Here is a 23,445-nt window from a genome sequence, read left to right as displayed (position 1 = left end):
TGTTTTTGGATAGTTGATGATAAACAACTTTATCTCGTTTTGACCAGTGTCTCTAAGGCTTAATATGTGCGTATGGGGGCTAATTAGACGATTCTAGACGTAAATCAATTTGGGGAAGGGAATTCTAGGCAAGGTTTATAGAGACGGCTAGCCAGAAGCGAAAGGTTCTGGCTAGTTTGGGCGTCGCGATGTGTCGCTCTATTTACCGCACTCATCCTCTAGGCGGCTGATAGTTTCCATCATGTCAAGCCGACAACTGAGCATTAGCTCTTCAAGGTCGTCTTTACTAAGGTCTTTTGTTTCAATGGGTGGAAGTATTTCGATAATCGCCTGACCATTCGTGCGGTTGTTGAGACTAAAACCTTTTAAGTAAGGGCTTGTACATACGGGAACAATAGGAACGCCTGCGTTGATGGCCGTTACAAATGCGCCTTTTTTAAATGGAAGCATGTTCTTGCCACGATTACGTGTGCCTTCTGCAAAAAACCAAATATTGGTTTTCTTTTCAGTGAGGGCTGTTTTGGTAATCTCCATTGCTTCCATCGCTTTTTTAGGGTTACCTCGGTCAACTAACACGTTGCCAGCTAGCCAGTAAAGCTGGCCAAAAAATGGAATCCATTTAAGGCTTTTTTTACCCAAGCTGACTGTGCGTGGCGGCACGGAATATCCAGTTACAAATAAGTCCCAGTTGCTTTGGTGATTGGCTACCACGATAAAAGGACGATCGCTTGGATAATTATGGGCGTTAACCAATTTTGGCTTAATACCAATAATAGGCAGGCCGAAAAACGCAAATGTCTGTGCGCACCAGCGGCTGTTAGTCGGGTGAAAGGGGCGAATAATTCCGTAAAGAAGGCCGAGAGCGCAACTGATGACAAAGTGAATAGATAATAAGGAATAACGAATAAAACGAATCATTAGACTCTCAGTGCAAGTAATTAAAGTTTGAGTACAAGTGTACGCTATTGGGCGAACTCATTACAGTGTCTTGGATTGAATCATTGGAAATTAATGGTTGAATCTACAACTGAAAAGAGTTCAACACGATCATCGTGCTGAGTGTAGATTCGCTTTTACGTTTGTCTACGGCAGGCGTGAAGGTGAATAGTGCATAAGATAGTCTGAGCCATTGCCTAAAGCAATGGCTCAAAGTAAATTATTTAAGCGGATGTCCCTCGGGTAACTGCTTATACAGCCACATAACAATTTTGTGCTTCATTTTCACCAAGGTCAGATCATCCTTAGCAAGAGGTTGAAGCTGCTTGTCGTGTACTAGTAAGCGGTAAATGTACTCGATTTTGTCGTCTTGAGAGTCATCAGCTTCGAATTTTGCGACGCCACGTTTTTCGGCATATAAGGTGCCGATGCGAATTGCTTCTTTAAGGAGTTGAGCTTCGTTTTTTAGCTTCTTCGCCATACTGGGCTTCTCATAAGTTTATAGTTAGGGTGAATGTGTAACATAGCTAATTTGTTTTATTTGTTGAAACGTTGCTCTAGTAGGTCGAAGACTGCACGAATACCAAATGCTTCGCCGCCAGTTGGTCGCCCAGGAAGCTTTCGATTATTCCAGGCCATTACATCAAAATGAACCCATGGAGTGTCATCAGACACGAATAATTGTAAGTAAAGCGCTGCTGTAATAGCGCCGCCAAAACCCGTGGCTGCGCTATTAAGGGTGTCAGCAATATCGCTTTTTAGCATGTCCTGGTAAGGGCTGTGTAGGGGGAGTTGCCACACAAGGTCTTGGCTGCTCTTTCCACACTCCTGCAACGAAGATGCAAGTTGTTCGTCATTGCAAAAAAAACCGGGTAACTCTGTTCCTAATGCAACTCGGCAGGCGCCGGTTAGTGTTGCAAAGTCGAATATCATGTCCGGGTTTTCGCTATCTGCTTCGGTCAATGCGTCACATAAGACTAAGCGGCCTTCAGCGTCAGTGTTGTCAATTTCGACAGTAATTCCTTGTCGTGTGGTGATTACATCACCTGGACGAAAAGCATTCGAAGATACGGCATTCTCTACTGCGGGTATTAGTACACGTAATCTGATTGGAAGAGCTTGGTCCATAATTAATTTTGCTAGCCCAAGTACGTGCGCCGCGCCGCCCATGTCTTTTTTCATAAGGCGCATAGCATTACTGGGCTTGAGGTCCAGGCCTCCGCTGTCAAAGCAAACTCCTTTGCCAACCAGTGTTATTTTTGGGGCATCTTCGTCACCCCAAGTAAGATCAATGAGCCTTGGTTCATGTACACTGGCTCTGCCAACGGCATGAATGGTAGGGTAGTTGTGCTCAAGTAGTTGGTCGCCAACAAACTGTTCGAGCTTAGCACCGTATTGCTCTGCGAGCTGCTCAGCTACGGTACCCATATCTTCAGGCATTAAGTCACTGGCTGGGGTGTTGATCAGATCTCTTACTAATGACACTGAAGAAGAAAATGCCTGTGCTTTGTTGAGTATTGCTTCTGAAGATACAGAAAGTGTTGGCAGGCTCTTATCATTCTTTTTATATTCAGTGTACCGGTAACAAGAGAGGGCCCAGGTGATTGCGAACTGAGTTTCAAACTCAGTTTGGTCTTCAAATAGCTCGCTGCACTGACTGCAATCCAGCGAGTAGCGCGCCGCAGGAATTTGTAGCGCTAGATCGCCAGCAATGAAGTAGTCACTCTTAGGGCTCATTCCATAAATGCATTGCAGTGCGCTGCCGTCACTATCCGGGATGAGGATTCCACCTTTCCCCTCATAGTTATTTGCGTTCAACCAGGTCTTAATATTTTCGGCTTGCTTTGCTACCCAGTTTTCGTAGTGTTCGCTATTGATAATAACGATTGCTGTGCTTTCTTGATTTGAAACTTCTAATACAGGAAACTGTTCGTTCATTGATTGGTAAAGCCTTCAGGAGTTAGCTGGGAGCGCGAAAGCGATATCTATGCTTTAACATCCGCGCTTTTGATAAGTTCAGTATAAACATAATCGGGAGAAAATCATTCTTCATATCGCATTACACTTTCTCGTACCGTTGTTAGTAGCAACAGCAGTCTTTGCCAAAACACGAGATTCTAAGTTCACGGTAAAAATATATCTGCTTTTGGTTGCGACAATGTTAGTCGATCTTGATCACTTACTTGCGGTACCGATTTATGACCCAGGTCGATGCAGTATTGGTTTCCACCCTCTACATAAAGAATTTATGATTCCGGTTTATGCTCTGATGGCTTTGTTTCCAGCAACTCGGTGGATAGGGATAGGCTTGCTAATCCATATGGGCCTGGATGCCCAGGATTGTTGGCGGCAAGGTTTTTATGGGGCTATTCATTAGCGAAGGATGAAACCCTCTGCATACGTAGGGCTGAAACTAACGGCATGTCCGTTCTGCGCCCCGAGACGGGCCGCCTACATAACTTTGGGTAGGCGGAGTCTCTGAGTTAGATAAGCGTGTTGCGAAGCTTTAAACTTCGAACTCACTTCCTGTCTTCTTTTCAATAAGCTTGTTCTGAAGCTTAACGTAGCGCGGCATACCGTTCTCATCGTAAGGCGGGTAGTCTTCGCCTTGAACAAGTGGAGTTAGGTATTCACGACACTCAGCAGTAATTCCGAAACCATCATCTGAAATATAGTGAATAGGCATTTTCTTTTCTTGGTTAGCAACCTGGCTAAGCGGTGCTTCACCGATAGACCACTTGTATGGAGCGGCTTGTTCGCGAACGATAATTGGCATGACTGCATTCTTACCATTTACAGCGAAATCAACAGCTGCTTTGCCCATGGCATAGGCCTGCTCAACATCCGTTGAAGAGGAAATATGGCGTGCTGCGCGTTGAAGGTAGTCGGCAACTGCCCAGTGGTATTTATAACCAAATTCATCTTTAACCATATTAGCAAGCGTTGGTGCGACGCCACCTAGTTGGGTATGACCAAACGCATCAACTGCGCCTGCGTCTGCTACAAAGCGGCCATCTTCGTACTGAGCGCCTTCAGATGCCACGACAACGCAGTAACCGTAATTTTTTACTGCTTCATCTACACGTGCTAAAAACTTCTGTTTATCAAAGGCTATTTCTGGAAATAGAATAACGTGTGGTGCTTCGTGCGCTTCGGTGCCGGCCAAACCACCAGCTGCGGCGATCCAACCTGCGTGACGGCCCATGACCTCAAGAATAAATACTTTAGTTGAGGACTCGCACATAGAAGCGATGTCCATTGCCGCTTCTTTAGTAGAAATAGCGACGTATTTTGCAACCGAACCAAAGCCCGGGCAGCAATCAGTGAACGGAAGGTCGTTATCTACGGTTTTTGGCACACCGATACAAGTAATCGGGTAACCCATTTTTTCACTTAGTTGAGAAACCTTATAAGCTGTATCTTGAGAGTCGCCGCCGCCATTATAGAAGAAGTACCCAATATCATGAGCTTTGAATACTTCGATCAGACGTTCATATTCACGCTTGTTCTCATCAAGGTTTTTCAGTTTGTAGCGGCAAGAACCAAATGCACCGCTTGGAGTGTGCTTTAGTGCGGCGATATCTTCGATGCTTTCCAGACTGGTGTCGATCAACTCTTCACGGAGTGCTCCAATGATGCCGTTACGTCCAGCGTAAACCTTACCAATTTTGTCTGGGAATTGGCGAGCTGTTTCGATTACGCCACAAGCTGAAGCGTTGATTACGGCAGTTACGCCACCTGACTGTGCGTAGAAAGCATTTTTGATAGTCATTGAATATCCTATTCTTCGATAAAAATGAAAGGTTTCATAAATTTCGCGCATCATACTGCATTTTTATGAAAGTTTCATGAGCCTGATTACTAATCAGTCGGTATCAGTCTTAAAATAAAAACTGTTGACAATTAACCTTGGCGATTCGTATCGAAAGTATAAAAAAGTGAGAGCGGTGCACTCTCACTTCTACTGTTATTCAGGTCAAAAATTAAAGCTAGCTATTAAGTTTCTTGGCAAGAATCTGATTGAACAGTTTAGGGTTTCCTTGTCCTTTAGAGGCTTTCATTAAAGGCCCCATAAATCCGCCCATAAGCTTTTTACGCTTTTTGTCATCGGCCTCTTTATACTGTGCAATCTGATCAGCCATGCCAGCGAGTACTTCGTCAACCAATGCTTCTAGCGCACCGGTATCAGATACCTGCTTTAGACCTTGTGATTCAATAATTGCGTCAACATCATCACCAGATTTTTCCCAAAGTGTATTGAATACTTTCTTTGCACCTGAAGACGACAAAGTGTTGTCTTTAACTCTAAGCACCAGTTGCCCAAGTTGCTCTGCACTGATAGGAGAATCTTTTAAGGAGATGCTGTCGCTGTTGAGTCGCGCGCTTAGCTCTCCCATTGTCCAGTTGGCAGAAAGCTTAGCGTCACCTGAAATGCTACTGGCTGTCTCGAAATAATGAGAAAGGTCTGCCTGTGCTGAGATCAAGCCTGCATCGTAACTTGATAAGCCGTATTCGGCGCAGAACCTTGCCTTTCGTGCATCAGGAAGCTCTGGCATCTCAGTTTTAATCTGATCAATAAACTCGTCAGACAATTCGACAGGAAGCAGGTCAGGGCATGGGAAGTAGCGGTAATCGTTTGCTTCTTCTTTGCTACGCATGGAGCGGGAGATATCTTTCTCTCCATCGTATAAGCGGGTCTCTTGCGTGATGCTGCCGCCATCTTCAAGAATATCTATCTGACGCTCAACCTCAAGGGCGATCGCCTTTTCCATGAAGCGGAAGGAGTTAAGGTTCTTGGTTTCGGTTCGTGTACCAAGCTCTTCCTGACCTTTGGGGCGTACCGAGATATTGACGTCAAAGCGCATTGAGCCTTGTGACATTTCACCGTCACAGATGCCAAGAGAGGTAACAATTGAGTGTAGTTTTTTGGCAAAGGCGACTGCTTCTTCACTATTGCTGATATCAGGCTCTGACACGATTTCAATAAGCGGTGTTCCCGCGCGGTTCAGATCTATGCCTGACATGCCATGGTAATCTTCATGAAGCGATTTACCGGCATCTTCTTCAAGGTGAGCGTGATGGATACGAACAGACTTCTTGCTGCCGTCCTCTAGTTCAATTTCAACAACACCAGGGCCAACGATCGGCAGGTCTAGCTGCGTGGTCTGGTAACCCTTGGGCAAGTCTGGGTAAAAATAGTTTTTACGTTCGAAAACCGAGCGTTTACCGATTTCTGCGTCGATAGCCAAGCCGAACATAACGGCGTAACGAAAGGCTTGCTCATTTGGTACAGGCAAGGTGCCAGGCAAGGCTAGGTCAACTTCGTTTGCCTGAGTGTTTGGCTCTGCGCCATAGGCAGTAGAAGAGCCGGAAAATATTTTCGTTTTGGTGGCGAGCTGGACGTGAACTTCAAGCCCGATTACTGTTTCCCATTGCATAGTGTTTCTCCAGGCTTAAATGTTCTGTGGTGCTAAGGTGTGCCAATCGGTAACTTGTTGGAACTGATGCGCGACGTTAAGCATACGTTGTTCGTCGAAGTAGTTACCAATAAGTTGCATGCCAATAGGCAGACCATTTAATAAGCCTGCTGGAAGTGACATGCCAGGCAGCCCGGCGAGGTTGGTTGAAATAGTAAAGATATCTTCAAGATACATTTTTACAGGGTCATCACCTTTGGAATTAAAGCCAAATGCTTCCGACGGAGAGGTTGGGCCTAAGATCAAATCAACTTCTTCAAAGGCGCTGACGAAGTCATTCTTAATTAAACGGCGAACCTGCTGTGCTTTTCTGTAATAGGCATCGTAGTAGCCGGCGGATAGGGCGTAAGCACCTATTAGAATACGTCGTTTAACTTCATCGCCGAAGCCTTCAGAGCGGGTGCGCTGATACATGTCCATCAGATCTTTCGGGTCGTCACAACGGTGCCCAAAGCGAACGCCGTCAAAGCGTGACAAGTTTGCAGAACATTCTGCTGGCGCAATCACGTAGTAGGCCGGTACTGACAGGTCAGAATGTGGTAGCGACACTTCTTTAAACGTCGCTCCCAGCTTTTCCAGCTCCTTAATAGCGGTTTGCAATACATCCTGCAATTCAGCGCTTAAGTGCTCGTTGAAAAACTCTTTTGGTAGACCAATTCGGAGGCCTTCAAGTGAGTTATTCAAGTTCGCTGTGTAGTCTGGTACTTCGCGGTCTAGGCTGGTTGAGTCCTTGGCGTCATGTCCTGCAAGCACGTTCAGCATCATTGCCGCATCTTCTGCAGTGAGAGCCATCGGGCCAGCTTGGTCAAGACTTGATGCGAAGGCAATCATTCCGTAGCGTGAAACACGGCCGTAGGTTGGTTTTAATCCGGTTAAGCCGCAAAGAGAAGCAGGCTGGCGAATAGAGCCGCCGGTATCGGTTGCGGTTGCTATTGGCACAAGTCGAGCGGCAACGGCAGCTGCTGAACCGCCAGATGAACCACCGGGTACAAGTTGCTCTTCTTGGCTCCAAGGGTTGATAACTTTGCCAAAATAACTTGTCTCGTTAGATGAGCCCATCGCGAATTCATCCATGTTTGTTTTACCTAAACAAACTGCGCCCGCATTTTTAAAATTGCTGACGATGGTGGCGTCATAAGGCGGAATAAAGTTATCTAGCATTTTTGAGGCGCAGGTAGTTAACACGCCTTCGGTGCAGAAGATGTCCTTATGTGCAAAGGGAATACCTGTCCAGGGTGTTGCCTTGCCGCTTGCGATAATCTCATCGGCTGCTTTCGCCTGTGCAAGCGCTTGTTCTTCGGTAACGGTAATGAAACTATTATATTGGCCGTCAAGCTTCTTGATTCTGTCTAGAAAGTATTGGCTGAGCTCGAGGCTTGAAAACTCGCCGCTAGCAAGCCCTGTTGATAATTGTTTTACAGTTTTGTTTAGCATGTTTAGTTAGCTTTCGAATAGAGTGAATGTTGTGCTATCGATAATAATGTGATGTTGCTAATGGATAGGTGGACGTTCACCTTACTCAATAACCTTTGGCACAAGAAATAAACCGTCTTCAGTGTTGGGGGCGACAGTTTGGAGCTTTTCTCTTTTATCGCTTTCAGTGACAACATCTGGACGTAGAACCTGTACAGCATCCATTGGGTGAGCCATTGGTGGAATGTCTTCAGTATTGGCATTTTGTAGCTGATCAACCAATGACAGAATATTTGTTATATCGTTACTGATTTTCTCAACTTTATCGTCTTCGATATGAAGCCGAGCCAGGTGAGCAATTTTATTGATGTCTTCTGGATCGATGGACATGTTAATCCTCAAGCGTTGTCTTTTCTGGAGCATCAATTCGAAGCCACAGATTAGGTGTTAGGTAATTAAAAAATTGCCGCCATAATATCAGGAATAATTCCGGCCAGACAAATAAGAGGGGTTAATTAAATCGTATTGTTTAATATATGTTCAGAAATGGGGTAAATTAGCTTTAATTATCGTTCATTTTTCAATTCCGTCTTGCTCTATATAGGTACCGTTGTTAAAGTTGCTCGATTATTTTCTACGAATTGTTTAGGTTGATCTCACACCATGTTTAAAAAGATCCGAGGCTTATTTTCCAGCGATTTATCTATTGACCTAGGGACAGCTAATACGCTTATTTATGTTAGGGAACGAGGCATTGTTCTGGATGAACCTTCTGTAGTCGCTATTCGTAGCAACGGAGCGCAAAAAACAGTTGCAGCGGTTGGTGCTGAAGCAAAGCGTATGCTTGGTCGTACTCCTGGTAATATCACAGCAATTCGCCCATTGAAGGATGGAGTTATTGCAGACTTCGTTGTGACTGAAAAGATGTTGCAGCACTTTATTCACAAAGTTCACGAAAACAGCTTTATAACACCTAGCCCGCGTGTTTTGGTTTGTGTACCGAGTCGTTCAACTAAAGTTGAGCAAAAGGCCATACGCGAGTCTGCTCTAGGTGCAGGTGCCCGTGAAGTTTATTTGATTGAAGAACCAATGGCTGCTGCGATTGGTGCCGGTTTACCCGTTGAAGAAGCAAGTGGCTCTATGGTCGTTGATATTGGTGGTGGTACGACTGAAATTGCCATCATTTCTCTAAACGGCATTGTTTATGCTGACTCAGTAAAAGTTGGTGGTGACCGCTTTGATGAAGCAATTGTTACTTATGTTCGTCGTAACTACGGCAGCCTAATTGGTGATACCACTGCAGAGAAGATTAAACAGGAAGTCGGTTGTGCATACGAAGGTCTTGAACTTCGAGAGATCGATGTACGTGGTCGCAATCTGGCAGAAGGTGTGCCTCGTGGCTTTACCTTGAACAGTGAAGAAATCCTCGAAGCGCTACAAGAGTCATTATCTGCGATTGTACAGGCAGTGAAAGGGGCTTTAGAGCAGTCACCTCCAGAGCTTGCATCAGATATTGCCGAGCGTGGTATTGTCCTGACAGGTGGCGGATCATTGCTCCGAGGTCTTGATCGACTTTTAAGTGAAGAAACAGGCCTTCCTGTTATTGTCGCAGAAGACCCGCTTACCTGCGTTGCTCGTGGTGGTGGTAAAGCAATCGAATTGATCGATAATAGCTCGGATGGCTTATATCCAATTGAATAAAAAGCTGGGTAACATTGAGTAATGAAACTTGGCGCTTCTGATAAAACAATTTTTGTTCAAGGCCCTTATCTCGTATACAGGTTAATTCTAGCATCAGTCGTATCACTCTTATTGATATTCATTGATGTTAGATTTAGCTATCTAGACCCTGTTCGTGGAGTAATAAGCTCTGCGTTAACACCGGTTCACTGGTTGAGTGATTTACCGGTTTCTATTAGTGAAGGCTTGAGTGAAAGCTTTACGAGCCGTTCCGATCTCCAAGAAAAAATCGATTTAATGGAATCCCGCATGTTGGTGCTTGAGCGCAAAGCTCAAAAACTCGCATCAGTAACGGCTGAGTTAAATCGCTTGCGTGAGCTACTGAATGCTTCTCGCATTGTTGACGATGGTGTCGTTGTTACCGAAATGATCGGTGTTAGCCCTGATTCTGACAATCAATACATCTTGCTTAACAAGGGCAGTCAAGACAGGGTTTATCTCGGTCAGGCCGTTCTTGATTCACAGGGATTGATGGGGCAAGTGGTTGAAGTAAATGAATTTACCAGCCGGGTCCTACTTATCTCTGATAGTCGTCATGCGGTTCCTGTCCAAGTAAATAGAAATGGTGTTAGGGCGATTGCTTATGGTGTTGGGGCGCTCGACTATCTTGAGCTAGGAAATGTTCCAGATACCTCTGATATTGAGGTGGGTGATCTTTTGGTAAGTTCTGGTCTAGGGGGGCGCTTCCCGGAAGGCTATCCAGTGGCAAGGATTAGCCAGATATCGCACCATGATGGACGCTCCTTTGCAGAGGTTCGCGCCAGGCCTGAAGCACAGTTGAATAGAAGTCGTCTCTTGCTTTTGGTGTTTAAAGAGGGGCAAAACGATAGTACCGTCATCGATGAGAATAAAGAACAATCTAGTACTAAGCAGCATGCGTCTGACGAGGTAAACGAATGACTCAGTCGAGAGTAAGTTGGGTGGCCGTTGCATTGTCTTTCGCCGCAGCTGCCGTATTGGAATTGTTAGCAATGCCGCAAATGCTACTTGCCTTTCGTCCTGAGTGGATGGTATTGACTTTGATATACTGGTTATTGAGGCACCCCGAACGTATTGGTCTGTTTTCTGCTTTTATTGTGGGCGCAATCATGGATGTGCTGTCAGGTACTTATCTCGGTATTCATATAATTGCTTGCTGTATCGTCTCTTATTTGGTTTTGACGATGCATCAACGCTTAAAAATGTTTCCGGTACTACAGCAGTCCTTGGTAATATTTTTTATTATCGGAATTTTGTTGATGATTGTGATGACTATCAGAGGAGCGCTTGGCGCTGTCGATAATAATATGTCTTATCTGGGAGCTGCACTATCAAGCGCCTTAGTTTGGCCTTTTGTATTAATTTTCACCGACCGTCTTGTTTTTGCATTGCGATAATAAAAAAACGCTTTGATATGCCGCTTCGTTTCAATAGCTGCTAATCTTATTATTTTGACAGGAAAGTTTCAGGTAGTGCTATGAGTGAAGAGCTTTTAATTAACGTTACGCCGGTTGAAACTCGTGTAGCGCTTGTAGAAAACGGAATGCTGCAAGAAGTGTATATCGAGCGTTCAAGTTGTCGTGGCTTCGTTGGTAATATCTACAAAGGAAAAGTAGTCCGTGTGCTTCCTGGAATGGAGGCTGCATTTGTTGATATTGGTCTTGAGCGCGCCGCATTTATACACGTTTCTGATATCACCTCTAACCCACAAGTCGGTGAAACTGGCGAAAGTGAGAATAATGCAGATATCGCATTATTGTTGCGCGAAGGTCAAGAGCTTGTTGTTCAAGTCATCAAGGATCCCATTGGTACGAAAGGTGCCCGTTTAACCACTCAGCTGTCAATTGCTAGCCGTTACTTGGTTTATATCCCAAGTGTTTCACATATTGGTATATCTCAACGTATCGAAGATGAAGTAGAGCGAGAGCGTTTAAAGCAGCTTGTTTTGAATTGTCAGGTAGATAACGAAGAGGCAGGCTCGGGCTTTATTGTGCGTACTGCGGCCGAAGGTGCAGGAGAAGATGAGTTTACGGCAGATATAAAGTTCCTGGAGCGCCTTTGGAAAAAACTAAAGCAGCGAATCAAAGAGAACGCAATTCCATCTGTTGTCTATCAGGATTTGCCGCTGTTTACACGTGCGATAAGAGATCTGGTAAAGCCTCAAACCGAGAAAATTAGAATCGATTCAAAAGAAAGTTATGGGATTGTAAAGGAGTTCTCCGAAAACTTTCTCATTGATGTTAGTAAGCGGCTTGAGTATTACCCAGGTGAACGACCTGTATTCGATTTATATAATGTTGATGATGAAATTCAGAAGGCGCTGGGAAAAAAGGTTCAACTTAAGTCTGGTGGCTATCTAATCATTGATCAAACCGAAGCTATGACCACGATTGATGTGAATACCGGCGGTTTTGTCGGGCATCGTAATCTTGAAGAGACCATATTCAAGACCAATCTCGAAGCTGCAAGGACCATTGGTAGGCAATTGCGCTTAAGAAATCTTGGCGGGATTATCATTCTCGACTTCATCGATATGGAGGATGAGGAACATAAGCGCCAGGTTCTACGAATGTTAGAGAAAATGCTTGAGCGAGACCATGCACGTACAACGGTAAGTTGCGTTTCAGAGCTTGGCCTGGTTGAAATGACACGTAAGCGTACCACTGAAAGCTTGGGGCAAACCTTGTGTGAGCCTTGCCCTGTATGTGATGGCACTGGTGTGTTAAAGACCGCTGAAACAGTCTGTTATGAAATTATGCGTGAGATTCTCAGGGTGAATCGTGCTTATGACGCAAATATCTATTTGGTTATGGCTTCGCAAAACGTGATTGATCGCTTACTCGATGAGGAGTCTGACAATGTTGCTGACTTGGAAACCTTCATTGGCAAGCAAATCAAGTTTCAAGTAGAAGTCATGTATAATCAGGGACAATTTGATGTAGTCTTAGTCTAGCGTGACAATGTGAAGAATAAAATACTGAAAATCATTAGGATTAAGTTAATAACGATTGCCTTTTCGGTATTATTTCTGGTTGCCTTGTACGTACTCGGGCTAAGAATAGCCAGTATATTTCTTGAAGACTACCGTCCTGATCTAGAGCGTTACCTATCTGAGTTAAGTGGTCAGCGTGTTGAAATTCGTCAATTGAACTCTGCTTGGCGTGGTCTTGACCCAACGCTCAATATTCACGGCCTTAGCGTCAACGGGCAGAGCTACGCTTATGTTGGGCGTATACGTATACAGGCTTCATTCCTCAACTCTCTTCTTAATCTCCAGCCTTCTATCAAGGAAATCATGATTGAGCATACTGAGCTTAGTATGCAACAGTTTGAGGATGGTGCCTGGTCCGTCGCTTCAACACCGGTAGATTTAAAAGAATTGTTACAGCAGCAAGAGAAGGCGACACCAACTGCCTTGCCAATAGATATAGAAGCTCTACTTGGGCAAGCGAAAATCTACCTTAACGATTTAAGCCTCTCCTTACATAACAATAAAGGCTTGGTTCAAACTCTTAGAATTCCCAACAGCTCCTTAACTTACCACGATGATAGTGTCTTCATTAGCGGCTCGATTCGAGAGTCTGACAGTGCTAGTTCCTTATTATCTTTTTCTCTGGAAGGTAAGGGCGTGTTAACTGAATCAAGAATGAAGACTAGCTTATATATCGAAGCACGCTCCGCTGAATTCTTTGGTAAATTGCTACAAGTTTATAGCTGGGAAAGTCTATCAATTGATGATATTTCCGCAAGCACGCGTGCATGGTTAGAATTCGAAGGGTTTAGTCTTACATCAATTCAAGGCAACCTTCAGCTAAATGAAATGAATTGGCGTGCGGGGGAACAATCCGTTCCGCCAATACGAAACCTGGCTTTCGATTACCATTGGCAAAAGAGCAATCAGGGTCAGAATATGTCTGTTTACGGCCTTAATTTCTCCTGGAAAGGGAGCTTGTGTCAAAGCGATGTTATTAATATTAACAGTGATGCATCGCAAACAAAGGTATCGATGTCAGAACTCGATATTTACTGTCTTGCTCAATTGGGGCTCGCGTCTGGGCTTTTGTCAGATAATCTTCATGATCGTCTTGAGATTAGTCAGCCAGAAGGGCAACTAAAAAACGCCTGGATCAATATCGAACATCAAAAAGACGCCTCATCATTTACCTTTGAAGCTGAGCTTGATCAGGTCTCTCTAGATGCTTATGAAGGAACACCCTCCGGGATGGGTATCAATGGATATGTATTTGCTGATAATCAGGGAGGCTTCGTAAACTTTTCAAGTCATGACTTTGAGCTGGGTTTCCCGGAATTATTTCTTGAGCCTTGGACGATGGCAAAGGCTGATGGTTACGTTGCGTGGGATATTCAAGAAGACGGCGTAGACGTTTATTCTGATGGCTTGCGCTTGGTGCAACAAGACGGAGGTTTGGTATATGGTGATTTTTCTATAAGGCTAAACGGAGAGGGCGATGAAGATTACTTGGATTTAGCCATTGCTCTTCAAGATCTTAGTGCTCCCAGCGCTCCGTCTTTTGTGCCTTACTATATTGTTGGTTCAGGTCTACATGATTGGTTAGTCGATGCCTTAAGGTCCGGTACCGTTGTTTCAGGAGTTTACCTGGGGCACGGATCAGTTGAAACTATTACTGCAGACAACAGCTTTACTTCTAGCATCGACCTGAATACTGAAAACCTGGTGCTCGACTTTGACAGGAATTGGCCGCCTGCTGAGCAACTAAACGCGAATATCTCACTTCAAAATGGTCAGTTGCTGGTTATTGCTCCTGAGGCCAAAATTGTCGACACAAAGCTAAATGAAGTTCGAGCTACAATGCTTGAGCCTGAAGGGGCAGCCAGCTCAATACTTAGAATAGAAAGCAGTACAAAGGCTACATCTGAAAACTTACAGTATTGGTTGGCTGAGTCACCAATCTCTGAACATACTGAAGCTGTTGCAGAGCAGTTAGTGTTCGAAGGTGACTTTGATGTTGACGTACTCTTGGATATACCCGTATCCGAAGGAGATGACGGCGCTGAGCTTGCTTATCTTATTCGCTCGACTTTAGAAGGGGTTAAGCTTCATCATCCCGATTCTGGAATCAGTTTTGACCGCGTGACAGGTGTCCTCGACGTTACAGAAGATAAGGGCGTAACAGCTAATGACGTAGAGGTTATTGCTTTCGGGAAGCCTGCATTGCTAAATATTTCTACTTCTTTTGATCCAGCTACATACGATTATCTGCTTACTGATCTTGAAAGTAATGAATTTAGAGACCTCTCACAAACGAATATAAGCCTGGCAGGTAATACCGATATCGAACAGGTTTTCGACTTTTTTGGCTATCAAACTACGGCGTTTTTGGGTGGAAGCTTCGATTACCTCGCTGAACTATACCTCCCAAATCATAAGGAGTCTGAGCCTTTTGTTGATATTCGAAGTAATTTAAAAGGCTTGACGCGCGACTGGCCTTGGCCCTTGGCGAAACATGTTGATCAACGAGAGGATTTCATTACTCGTCTAAAACTCAAACCTTCGCAGATGTTGGTATTGTCTAAACTGAACTTGGATAATAGTCAGGCGCTCAACACCGAATTATTGTTTGTGGATGGTAAATTTTCATTTGGAGAGGTTTCGATAAATAAGGCTAGTATGGAAGCGCCAGACTTAAGTGGCCTCAACATCGCGGCTAATCTCAATGAACTAGATGCAGATTCATGGATCGACTTTGTAGGCGATTTAATAGCCTTACCTTGGGAGCTGGATAGTGATAATAATACGGAAAGTATTCTTAAGAAAGTTCAGTTAGATGTTGCTTCTACAACTGCATTTGATCATAAGTTAAAACAAGCTCGTATAGAAATTTCTCAGCCAAGTGATGAGTGGCAAGTTGAGTTGAGAGGCGAGGATATCTCCGGAAAAATAGTTCTGCCGAATACTGATGGCTCTATCAAGGCAGATTTCAGCAAACTGGTATTAAGTAGCGATACACCAAGTTCAGACTTAAAGGAAGATAGTGCGCCAATTGACCCTAGAACGCTTAGTAATGTCGAATTCTCCGCGTCTAACTTGCAGTTAGATGGTCGAAAACTAGGTGCTTGGAGTGGTAATTTGCAGTCGTCGCCAACAGGAGCGATATTCTCAAATATAAAAGGCAGTGTTAAAGGTAGCCAGTTTTCCGGACGGCTTAATTGGCAGGTTTCAGAAGACAATTTACAGACCAGCATTCTGACAATGGATGGCAAAGGTAGGCATTTTGAAAATGTATTCAGATTGGCAGGTATTGATCCTCTTGTGAGTAGTGATGACTTTAGTTCAAAGCTTGCGCTTACCTGGCCTGGTGCACCTAAGGACTTTTCGCTAGGTAAACTATCAGGCTCTCTGTCACTGATACTCGAAGATGGATTTCTGCAAACTGACGATGAAAAAACAGGTGCTTTACGTCTGTTCGGCATCTTGAACGCTGAAGCGATAATGCGTCGTTTAAAGCTGGATTTCTCCGACCTGTATAAAAGTGGGGTCGGCTTCGACTCTTTTACGATGAACTCAAGTATAGATCAGGGCTTACTTACACTCTCTAAACCCTTGGTCATTGATGGGCCGGCAGGGAAGTACACCATAAACGGAAGTAGTGACTTAGCGAGTAAGGCGCTGGACCTGGACATGCTTATTGAGCTGCCTTTTTCGCAGAATGTGCCTTTGGCAGCTCTCGTTCTTGGTGCTCCTCAAATTGGAGGTTTAGTTTGGCTTGCAGACAAATTGCTTGGTGAACCCTTAAGTGCTTTAACTACTTCCCGATACGATATTACGGGTACGTGGCAAAAGCCTATAGTGGAATTAAAAGAGGCGGTAAACGCGAGCAAGAAAAAACGTAAGACGACTCAAACGCCTCAGCGAGTAACGCCACCAATAGAAGAGAGTGATGCGGGTGCAGAAAGCAATTTGGCACCGAATTAAAATACTACGACATCAATCAATTATATAAGGTAACGCCGTGGTTCGAGTTGCATGCATTCAAACGGTCAGTACTGATGAGCCAGAAGAAAATTTCAAGCTGGCGATGGAGGTACTCGAGCGTGAATTTTCTGGTTCTGATTGTGAGCTAGTTGTTTTCCCTGAAAACTTTCTTTATTTCGGCAGCGCACTAAATTCCCAGCTTCAGGAAAAGTTCGAAGGATATTTGGAAGCCTTTCGTCAATTTGCCAAAAATAATTCTATCAACCTGGTTTTGGGTAGTTTGCCGTTCCCCGCTTCGCTCTCACTTAGTTCACAAGGGAAGCAACGATATTTTAGTCGTAGTCTTCTGATTAATATCTCAGGTGAAGTACAGGCCTACTATGATAAGCAACATTTATTTGATGTTGAGGTCGGTGATGAGCATGGCGAGTATCGTGAGTCGGATACCTTTTGTCCCGGTGAAAGAACCGTAGTTGAAACGATAAGTTTCGAAGATGGTACTCAGGCCGGAATCGGATTTTCAATTTGCTATGATTTGCGCTTTCCAGAGATGTATCAGGACATGCGTAGGGCAAGGGCAAAAATATTACTTGTACCTTCTGCTTTTACCGAAAAAACCGGCCAAGCTCATTGGGAGTTATTGTTGCGTGCGCGAGCTATTGAAAACCAGTGCTTTGTTATTGCTGCAAATCAGGGTGGAGAGCATAGCCGTGGGCGTAAAACTTGGGGACAGAGTATGATCATCGACCCTTGGGGAAACATATTAAACCAGCTCGGCAAAGGAGCTGGTATTTGTAGTGCGAATTTGGATTTTAAAGGCTTGAATAAAATTCGCGCAGCGATGCCGCTATTTTCAAGTTAGCTGGCTTTACTCAATATCTTGAGTAATCGTTCGAATATATTGAAACAGCTTTTTACCCGCGCCAGTATTCTTTTGCTGGTCGTGATCTTTCTTAGCGTTGCGAACGAGCGCTCTCAGGTGTTGTACGTCTGTATCAGGGTTGTCGGAAATAAAATTACTAAGCACATCATTTCCACCGCTAATCAAACGGTCTCTCCAGGACTCCATTTGGTGAAGCTCTTGAGCATATCGTTGACTGCTGGAGTCAAACTGATCAATTGCGAACTGAATCGCTTCAGCGTCTTCTGCGCGCATTAGCTTACCAATGAATTGAAGGTGCCGCCTTTTCGCCTCATTTTGACGAATATTGTAGGACTCTTTTATTGCATGAGTCAGATCTTCACTCATTGGCACTTTTTTTAGCTGAGCTGGCTTTAGTTCAGTAAGTTTTCGGCCTAAAGCCTGGAGTGCTTCCATCTCGCGCTTGACCTGACTTTTACTTTTCTCAAATTCTAGATCATCTTCGTCGTGGTATTGGTCAAAATCGCTCATTACTTGGGTACCTGTATGGTATAACAAAAAAATATATTAATGGAGTCTTACTAGTTCGCGTAGGCAAAAGTTGCCAAGCCCAAGAATGACAAAAAGCCTACAACATCGGTAATTGTGGTAAGGATAACACTACCAGCTAGTGCAGGATCAATGCTTTTTGATTTTAGGTAAATAGGCAGGATTGTGCCAGCGATGGCGGCTACGACTAGATTAATGACCATTGCTGCAGCGATCACCAGGCCAATCGTTAGGTCGTTAAACCAAAGAATGGCGGCGACAGCGACCACAAAAGCCCAAAGTGTGCCGTTGATTATGGATACTAGAAACTCTCTGTTTAACAGCCATGACAGATTTGAATGGCTGATTTGGCCAACAGCAATAGCTCTAATAACCAGTGTTAATGTTTGGCTACCTGCGACGCCCCCCATGCTGGCGACGATAGGCATCAATACGGCGAGCGCTACGACTTGCTCGATGGTTTCTTTGAATACGCCAATCACTGTTGATGCGATGAAGGCAGTAATCAAGTTGATGCCAAGCCATATAGCTCTGCGCTTGCTTGTTTGCTTAACGGGGGCGAATGTATCTTCTTCTTCATCAAGACCTGCCATGCTCATTAGCGAATGGTCAGCATCTTCTCTGATGACATCAACCACGTCATCGATTGTAATTCTGCCCAGAAGGATGCCTTCCTTGTTAATAACCGGCGCAGAGACGAGATCTCTTCTTTCAAATAGATTAGCTACTTCGCTATCGGTCAGATTGACATCTATGGTAATGGTGTCAGTTTCCATTACTTCCCGAACCGTGGCAGTGGGATTAGAGACAAGTAATTTATTAAGTGGCAGAGTTCCGACTAGCTCATCTTTACGACTAACAACCAACAATTTGTCAGTCATTTCTGGTAAGGAACGGTGTCTTCTTAAGTAACGCAACACAACGTCAATAGTGATACCGGGGCGGATGGTGACGGTATCTGTATTCATTAAGCCGCCGGCAGTGTCCTCGTGATATGAGAGGACTTCCTCGACACGGGCACGGTCTTGCGTGTCCATTGACTCAAGGACTTCAGCTGATACATTGTCAGGTAGCTGCTGAAGTATGTCGGCGAGATCATCTGTATCGAGGTCTTCTGTGAAGTTTACGACTTCCTGAGCATTTAACTTGCTGAGGAAGTGCGCCTGTATGTCTTCAGAGAGATCTTGTAGGACTTCACCTTTTAAATCGTCATTCAGCAAGCGCCATATTAGTGCTCGCTCTCGCGGTGGAGAGGATTCAATTAGGTGTGCAATATCACTTGCGTTTAGCCCCTTGTTCACAACCCTTTCAATTTGCCGGATAGAGCCGCTTTCGATTACTTCATTTACACTATGAAGTTTCTCTTTAGCGCTTTTGTTTGAAAATTGGCTAGGCATGGAACACGTTGATCTCTAGTTAACTGCTAAGTGATAAAACAGATAAGCCTGGTGAAGTGATGATTACAATTAGACCTATATAGATAGCTTAAACGTTTGCTTAAGTATAGCGCATGAATTGACACTTCGACAGTCAGAATAATCCAATAAACAGAGCCTTAGTTTGCTTTTATAAAGTGAGTTCTAGTTTATTGGAGCTGATAAGAGTGGGGGGCTTGAAATTTAGTGAGCGCTTATTCGCCTTCTCCAAACCTATCATTGATCAAGTCTTTGATCGCTGTCATTGCTTCTTCCTGATCCGCACCTTCGCAGCTGATTTCAACAAAAGATCCGCAGCTTGCGGCGAGCATCATCACAGACATAATGCTTTTACCATCGACTTCTCGGCCATCCTTTGCGATTTTAATACTGCTTTCAAAGCGTGTTGCAGTACCGACAAATTTAGCGGCTGCACGGGCATGGAGACCAAGTTTGTTAATAATTTCGATTTGTTCTGAAAGCATGGATGTTCTACTAAGCTAATGAAAAGAGGGTAGTTTATTACGTTTTGTGAGGTGAAGGTAGCTCTTTGTGGCGAATTTGGACATTATCAAATTGCGACTTGAAGTGCGCACCAAGCTGTTCGCTAATATAGACCGATCTGTGATGGCCGCCGGTACAGCCGATCGCGATAGTCATGTAGCTACGGTTTGATGCTTTGAATTGAGGAAGCCATTTACTGAGAAAGTTAATGATATCTTCCTTCATTAGTATGGATTCGGGTTGGGCGTTCATGAAGTCTACGACGGGCTTATCTAATCCACTAAAAGTACGAAGGTTTGGGTCCCAGTATGGGTTTGGCAAACAGCGAACGTCGAATACGTAATCTGCATCGCTAGGAACACCATTTTTGAAACCAAATGATTGAAAGAGTATGGCGAGCTCTTGCTCTCGTTTGCCTGTCACTCTAAGTTTTATGAGGTCTCTTAACTCGTATAGGGTTAGTTTCGTAGTGTCGACAGTCAGGTCAGCTTTTAGTGCCAGCTGGTCGAGAAGCGTTCTTTCGGTTTCAATCGCTTCGGTGAGTGAGTGTGTTGTGCTGCTAAGTGGGTGTTTGCGTCGAGTATCGTGAAAGCGCTTTAGGAGCGTCTCACTTTGTGCGTCAAGAAAAATGATATCGACATCAATCTCCATCTGCTTTAGCTTCTCGTAAACTTGGGGGAATGCTTCTATTCCACCCTGCAGATTTCTAGCATCGATACTGATCGCAACGTTACTTAACCTTGTATCTTTACCTTGTAGTGATTGTTTACCAAGGTTTAGTAAAAGCCCAACCGGTAAATTATCAATGCAGTAATACCCCATGTCTTCAAGGACGTGAAGGGCCGTGCTTTTTCCGGAACCGGATCTGCCACTGACAATAACGAGCTTCATAAGAAGTTCCTAGCAATTTTGAGCTTCTAAGGTTTGTAGGTCTTAAGCAATTATTTTCTGATAAAGTTCAGTGCCTGTAGCAGATTCCCTTAAACTATCGCAAAAAGCAGTGTTGTTGAACTTCTCTGCAATTTGACTTAAAAGATCCAGGTGCTCGCTCGTCGCCTCGGAGGGGACAAGTAAAACGAAAAGAATATCAACGTCTTCGTTATCTATCGAGTCAAAAGGTATCTTTTTTTCAAGTGTAAATAGACAACCAATAACTTGTTTGCAGTTTTCCAGTCTGCTGTGGGGAATGGCAATTCCTTGCCCAACTCCCGTGCTTCCCAGTCGTTCACGAGAAATAAGGTTGTCAAATATTTCAGTTTCATCAAGATGAGGAAATTGTTTTGAGACCAGGTGTGCAGCCTGTTGAAGAACTTTTTTCTTGCTACCACCGGGCAAACCGCGTTGGGTTAGCTCCGGTGACAAGATGGCCTCGATAGTAATTTTATTTTCAGACATTTTTCGACTCTAAAGATCGCTAATAACTAGCGTGCTGCTGCGCCGTGTGCGCGGTCAACTTTCTTTTCCTTGTGCTTAAGAATTTGACGGTCTAGCTTATCAACTAGCTGGTCGATAGCGGCATACATGTCGTCGTTCTCGGCGTGGCCGTGGATATCTGCACCAGCGATATGTAGCGTTGATTCAGCAATATGTGCTTGTTTCGATACAGAAAGGGTTACCTGTACGTTGCTAATGCCGCCAATATGGCGCTCTAGCTTTTGCAATTTGGTTTTCACATATTCTTTAAGTGCATCAGTTAAATCTACATGATGGCCAGTGATATTTAATTGCATAGTATTCTCCTATCATCGTTATTTTTAGCGAGAGTTGAATATTGACTCACTTTTCGCTTATCAAATCAACTTGCTGCAGGCAGCAAGTTATCAAATATTGTATTAAACCAATCTTTTTCTTTCGTTCGATGGGGGGATCGACATCGCTTCGCGGTATTTTGCGATAGTGCGGCGGGCGACGTTAATTCCTTGCTCTTTCAACAAGTCGGCAATCTTGCTATCGCTAAGAGGTTTTTTAGGGTTTTCTGCTGATATTAACTTCTTAATAATTGCGCGAATCGCTGTTGACGAGCACTCTCCGCCAGTAGTTGTGCTGACGTGGCTTGAGAAAAAGTATTTGAGTTCAAATATGCCTCGTGGCGTATGCATGTACTTTTGTGTTGTCACACGAGATATGGTGGACTCATGCATTTCTACCGCTTCAGCAATATCATGTAAAATCAGCGGCTTCATCGCTTCATCACCATAGTCAAGGAAGCCTTGTTGGTGAGCTACTATCTTACTTGCCACTTTTAGAAGCGTCTCGTTACGACTTTGTAGGCTTTTAATAAACCACTTTGCTTCTTGAAGTTGATCCTTCATAAAGGTGTTGTCGTTACTGGAGTCAGCTCTCTTTATAAACGAAGCATAATTTGCATTGACCCTTATTTTTGGCGCAATCTCTGGGTTGAGCTCAACTTTCCAGCGTCCTTTTTCTTTCTTTACGACGACATCTGGCACAATGTACTCAGGCTCGGAAGAAGCAATGGATTCACCTGGTTTAGGGTTCAAAGACTGAATTAGAGAGATAACCTCTTTCAGTTCATGCTCTTTAAGGCGGCTGCGTCGCATTAGTTGAGCGTAGTCTCTTGATCCTAATAAGTTCAGGTAGTGGCTGATTACAAGCTTTGCTTGTGGTAGCCAGGGCGTATCTTTTGGTAGCTGGCGTAACTGTAGCAGCAAACAGTCGGGCAGGTCTTTGGCAAATACCCCAGGTGGATCAAAGTGCTGCACGCGTTTTAAGACGGCTTCAACTTCATCTAATTCAACCGGGTCTTCGTCATCTGAGTTGTGCAGCCCCTCGTGTATCTCTTCAACGGTATTCGTTAGGTAGCCGTCTGTATCTGTTGCGTCGATTAATGACATCGCAATGTATCGGTCGCGATCAGACATGGGGGTAAGGTTAAGTTGCCAATCTAGATGATCTGCAAGAGACTCGGTAGCAGCGTTTCTTTGTTCGAAGGCATTGTTGTCATCTTCGGGAACGGGACCACTGGGCGCATTGTTTGTATATATGTCATCCCAAGCCGTATCAACAGGCAGATCTTCCGGTATAGTATCTGACCACTCTTCACTAGGCGTGTCGGCTTCATTGCTAGCAGGTGCTTCGCTCGAACTGGTGTCTGTACTACTGCTTTGTTGGTTGTCCTGAGAGGCGTACTCGTTGCCATCATTTTGATGACTTTCATTCTGATTTTCTTGTTTATCACTTGTATTTCCAGGCTCGTTGTTATCGTCCTGGAGTTCGAGCATAGGATTAGATTCCAATGCTTCTTGTATTTCGTTTTGAAGGTCAAGAGTCGACAATTGTAGCAAGCGGATTGCTTGCTGCAATTGAGGTGTCATTGTCAGTTGTTGACCGAGCTTTAATTGGAGAGAAACCTTCATGTTCATGAGGATGTCACCAACTTAAGACTTAAATTTTGAATCATGTATTGTCGCTTATTATATTTTGCGGAAATGGTCGCTGTGAATAAACGTATTTATATTTACTTCATTTACACAAGTGTAGTGCGAAGATAGCAAAGTGTGAAACAAATAAAAGTATATTTACGTTACCAGCCTACAAATAATTGTTTTAGATCAAGTTATCGTCTTGTTGACGTGAAAATTGCATGCTACTCAT

21 protein-coding genes are annotated in these 23,445 nt (G+C 44.2%); 7 read left to right on the top strand and 14 right to left on the bottom strand.

The features are described from left to right. Positions 1 to 198 precede the first annotated feature (198 nt). From A3729_RS21425 to A3729_RS21415, 3 genes are all read right to left on the bottom strand, one after another. Positions 199 to 918 (bottom strand): 1-acyl-sn-glycerol-3-phosphate acyltransferase, encoded by a 720-nt coding sequence (locus A3729_RS21425; RefSeq protein ID WP_068510984.1) that lies wholly within the window; start codon positions 916 to 918, stop codon positions 199 to 201. Between the two features lie 238 nt (positions 919 to 1,156). Beyond that, positions 1,157 to 1,417 (bottom strand): DUF5062 family protein, encoded by a 261-nt coding sequence (locus tag A3729_RS21420; RefSeq protein WP_068510982.1) that lies wholly within the window; start codon positions 1,415 to 1,417, stop codon positions 1,157 to 1,159. Between the two features lie 56 nt (positions 1,418 to 1,473). Further along, entirely contained in the window at positions 1,474 to 2,874 is a 1,401-nt protein-coding gene (locus A3729_RS21415; RefSeq protein ID WP_068510979.1) for a M17 family metallopeptidase, read from the bottom strand. Positions 2,875 to 2,977: 103 nt separating this feature from the next. On the opposite strand from A3729_RS21415, the gene A3729_RS21410 reads away from it, so the two are divergent. After that, on the top strand, positions 2,978 to 3,313 hold the full coding sequence (locus tag A3729_RS21410; protein WP_197470100.1) for a DUF6122 family protein: 336 nt from the start codon (positions 2,978 to 2,980) through the stop codon (positions 3,311 to 3,313). Between the two features lie 129 nt (positions 3,314 to 3,442). Here A3729_RS21410 and A3729_RS21405 read toward each other — a convergent pair whose 3' ends face one another. The 4 genes from A3729_RS21405 to gatC form a co-directional block, all read right to left on the bottom strand. Then, complete coding sequence (locus tag A3729_RS21405) at positions 3,443 to 4,708, bottom strand: 6-phosphofructokinase (protein WP_068510974.1); 1,266 nt, start codon at positions 4,706 to 4,708, stop codon at positions 3,443 to 3,445. Positions 4,709 to 4,925: 217 nt separating this feature from the next. Then, a complete protein-coding gene (gene gatB, locus A3729_RS21400) occupies positions 4,926 to 6,374 on the bottom strand; it encodes an Asp-tRNA(Asn)/Glu-tRNA(Gln) amidotransferase subunit GatB (protein ID WP_068554455.1) in 1,449 nt (482 codons plus the stop codon). A gap of 15 nt (positions 6,375 to 6,389) precedes the next feature. Then, entirely contained in the window at positions 6,390 to 7,847 is a 1,458-nt protein-coding gene (gene gatA / locus A3729_RS21395; protein ID WP_068507573.1) for an Asp-tRNA(Asn)/Glu-tRNA(Gln) amidotransferase subunit GatA, read from the bottom strand. An 81-nt stretch (positions 7,848 to 7,928) separates the two neighbouring features. After that, complete coding sequence (gene gatC / locus A3729_RS21390; protein ID WP_068507575.1) at positions 7,929 to 8,216, bottom strand: Asp-tRNA(Asn)/Glu-tRNA(Gln) amidotransferase subunit GatC; 288 nt, start codon at positions 8,214 to 8,216, stop codon at positions 7,929 to 7,931. A 273-nt stretch (positions 8,217 to 8,489) separates the two neighbouring features. Here gatC and A3729_RS21385 point away from each other — a divergent pair, with 273 nt between their 5' ends. The 6 genes from A3729_RS21385 to A3729_RS21360 all read left to right on the top strand — a co-directional run bounded on the left by A3729_RS21385 (position 8,490) and on the right by A3729_RS21360 (position 17,362). Beyond that, on the top strand, positions 8,490 to 9,527 hold the full coding sequence (locus A3729_RS21385; RefSeq protein ID WP_068507576.1) for a rod shape-determining protein: 1,038 nt from the start codon (positions 8,490 to 8,492) through the stop codon (positions 9,525 to 9,527). 21 nt (positions 9,528 to 9,548) lie between these two features. After that, a complete protein-coding gene (gene mreC / locus A3729_RS21380; protein WP_068507578.1) occupies positions 9,549 to 10,466 on the top strand; it encodes a rod shape-determining protein MreC in 918 nt (305 codons plus the stop codon). Beyond that, positions 10,463 to 10,942, top strand: a complete 480-nt coding sequence (gene mreD, locus A3729_RS21375) for a rod shape-determining protein MreD (protein WP_068507580.1) — start codon at positions 10,463 to 10,465, stop codon at positions 10,940 to 10,942. Before mreC ends, mreD begins: the two co-directional genes overlap by 4 nt. 80 nt (positions 10,943 to 11,022) lie before the next feature. Continuing rightward, positions 11,023 to 12,498: a ribonuclease G gene (gene rng, locus A3729_RS21370; protein WP_068507582.1), complete on the top strand. Its 1,476-nt coding sequence runs from the start codon at positions 11,023 to 11,025 to the stop codon at positions 12,496 to 12,498. Between the two features lie 9 nt (positions 12,499 to 12,507). Then, positions 12,508 to 16,500: a YhdP family protein gene (locus tag A3729_RS21365; RefSeq protein WP_068507585.1), complete on the top strand. Its 3,993-nt coding sequence runs from the start codon at positions 12,508 to 12,510 to the stop codon at positions 16,498 to 16,500. A 37-nt stretch (positions 16,501 to 16,537) separates the two neighbouring features. Beyond that, positions 16,538 to 17,362 (top strand): carbon-nitrogen hydrolase family protein, encoded by an 825-nt coding sequence (locus A3729_RS21360; RefSeq protein WP_068510930.1) that lies wholly within the window; start codon positions 16,538 to 16,540, stop codon positions 17,360 to 17,362. A gap of 6 nt (positions 17,363 to 17,368) precedes the next feature. Here the strand turns inward: A3729_RS21360 and yjgA are convergent, their stop codons facing one another. From yjgA to A3729_RS21325, 7 genes are all read right to left on the bottom strand, one after another. After that, positions 17,369 to 17,893: a ribosome biogenesis factor YjgA gene (yjgA, locus tag A3729_RS21355; protein ID WP_068508115.1), complete on the bottom strand. Its 525-nt coding sequence runs from the start codon at positions 17,891 to 17,893 to the stop codon at positions 17,369 to 17,371. A 50-nt stretch (positions 17,894 to 17,943) separates the two neighbouring features. After that, positions 17,944 to 19,308 (bottom strand): magnesium transporter, encoded by a 1,365-nt coding sequence (mgtE, locus tag A3729_RS21350; protein ID WP_068553992.1) that lies wholly within the window; start codon positions 19,306 to 19,308, stop codon positions 17,944 to 17,946. A gap of 233 nt (positions 19,309 to 19,541) precedes the next feature. Continuing rightward, positions 19,542 to 19,811, bottom strand: coding sequence for an HPr family phosphocarrier protein (locus tag A3729_RS21345; RefSeq protein WP_068509651.1), 270 nt, complete (start codon positions 19,809 to 19,811; stop codon positions 19,542 to 19,544). A 37-nt stretch (positions 19,812 to 19,848) separates the two neighbouring features. Further along, positions 19,849 to 20,721, bottom strand: coding sequence for an RNase adapter RapZ (gene rapZ / locus A3729_RS21340; protein WP_068510397.1), 873 nt, complete (start codon positions 20,719 to 20,721; stop codon positions 19,849 to 19,851). A gap of 42 nt (positions 20,722 to 20,763) precedes the next feature. Continuing rightward, positions 20,764 to 21,225: a PTS IIA-like nitrogen regulatory protein PtsN gene (gene ptsN, locus A3729_RS21335; protein ID WP_068510396.1), complete on the bottom strand. Its 462-nt coding sequence runs from the start codon at positions 21,223 to 21,225 to the stop codon at positions 20,764 to 20,766. Positions 21,226 to 21,251: 26 nt separating this feature from the next. Then, a complete protein-coding gene (gene hpf, locus A3729_RS21330) occupies positions 21,252 to 21,560 on the bottom strand; it encodes a ribosome hibernation-promoting factor, HPF/YfiA family (RefSeq protein ID WP_068510392.1) in 309 nt (102 codons plus the stop codon). 102 nt (positions 21,561 to 21,662) lie between these two features. Next, positions 21,663 to 23,207, bottom strand: coding sequence for an RNA polymerase factor sigma-54 (locus A3729_RS21325; RefSeq protein WP_068511168.1), 1,545 nt, complete (start codon positions 23,205 to 23,207; stop codon positions 21,663 to 21,665). Positions 23,208 to 23,445 lie beyond the last annotated feature (238 nt).

This window comes from Oleiphilus sp. HI0043 (assembly GCF_001634935.1).
The sequence above is the reverse complement of the archived record's forward strand: the minus strand, read 5'-3'. Positions and strand labels throughout refer to the sequence as shown.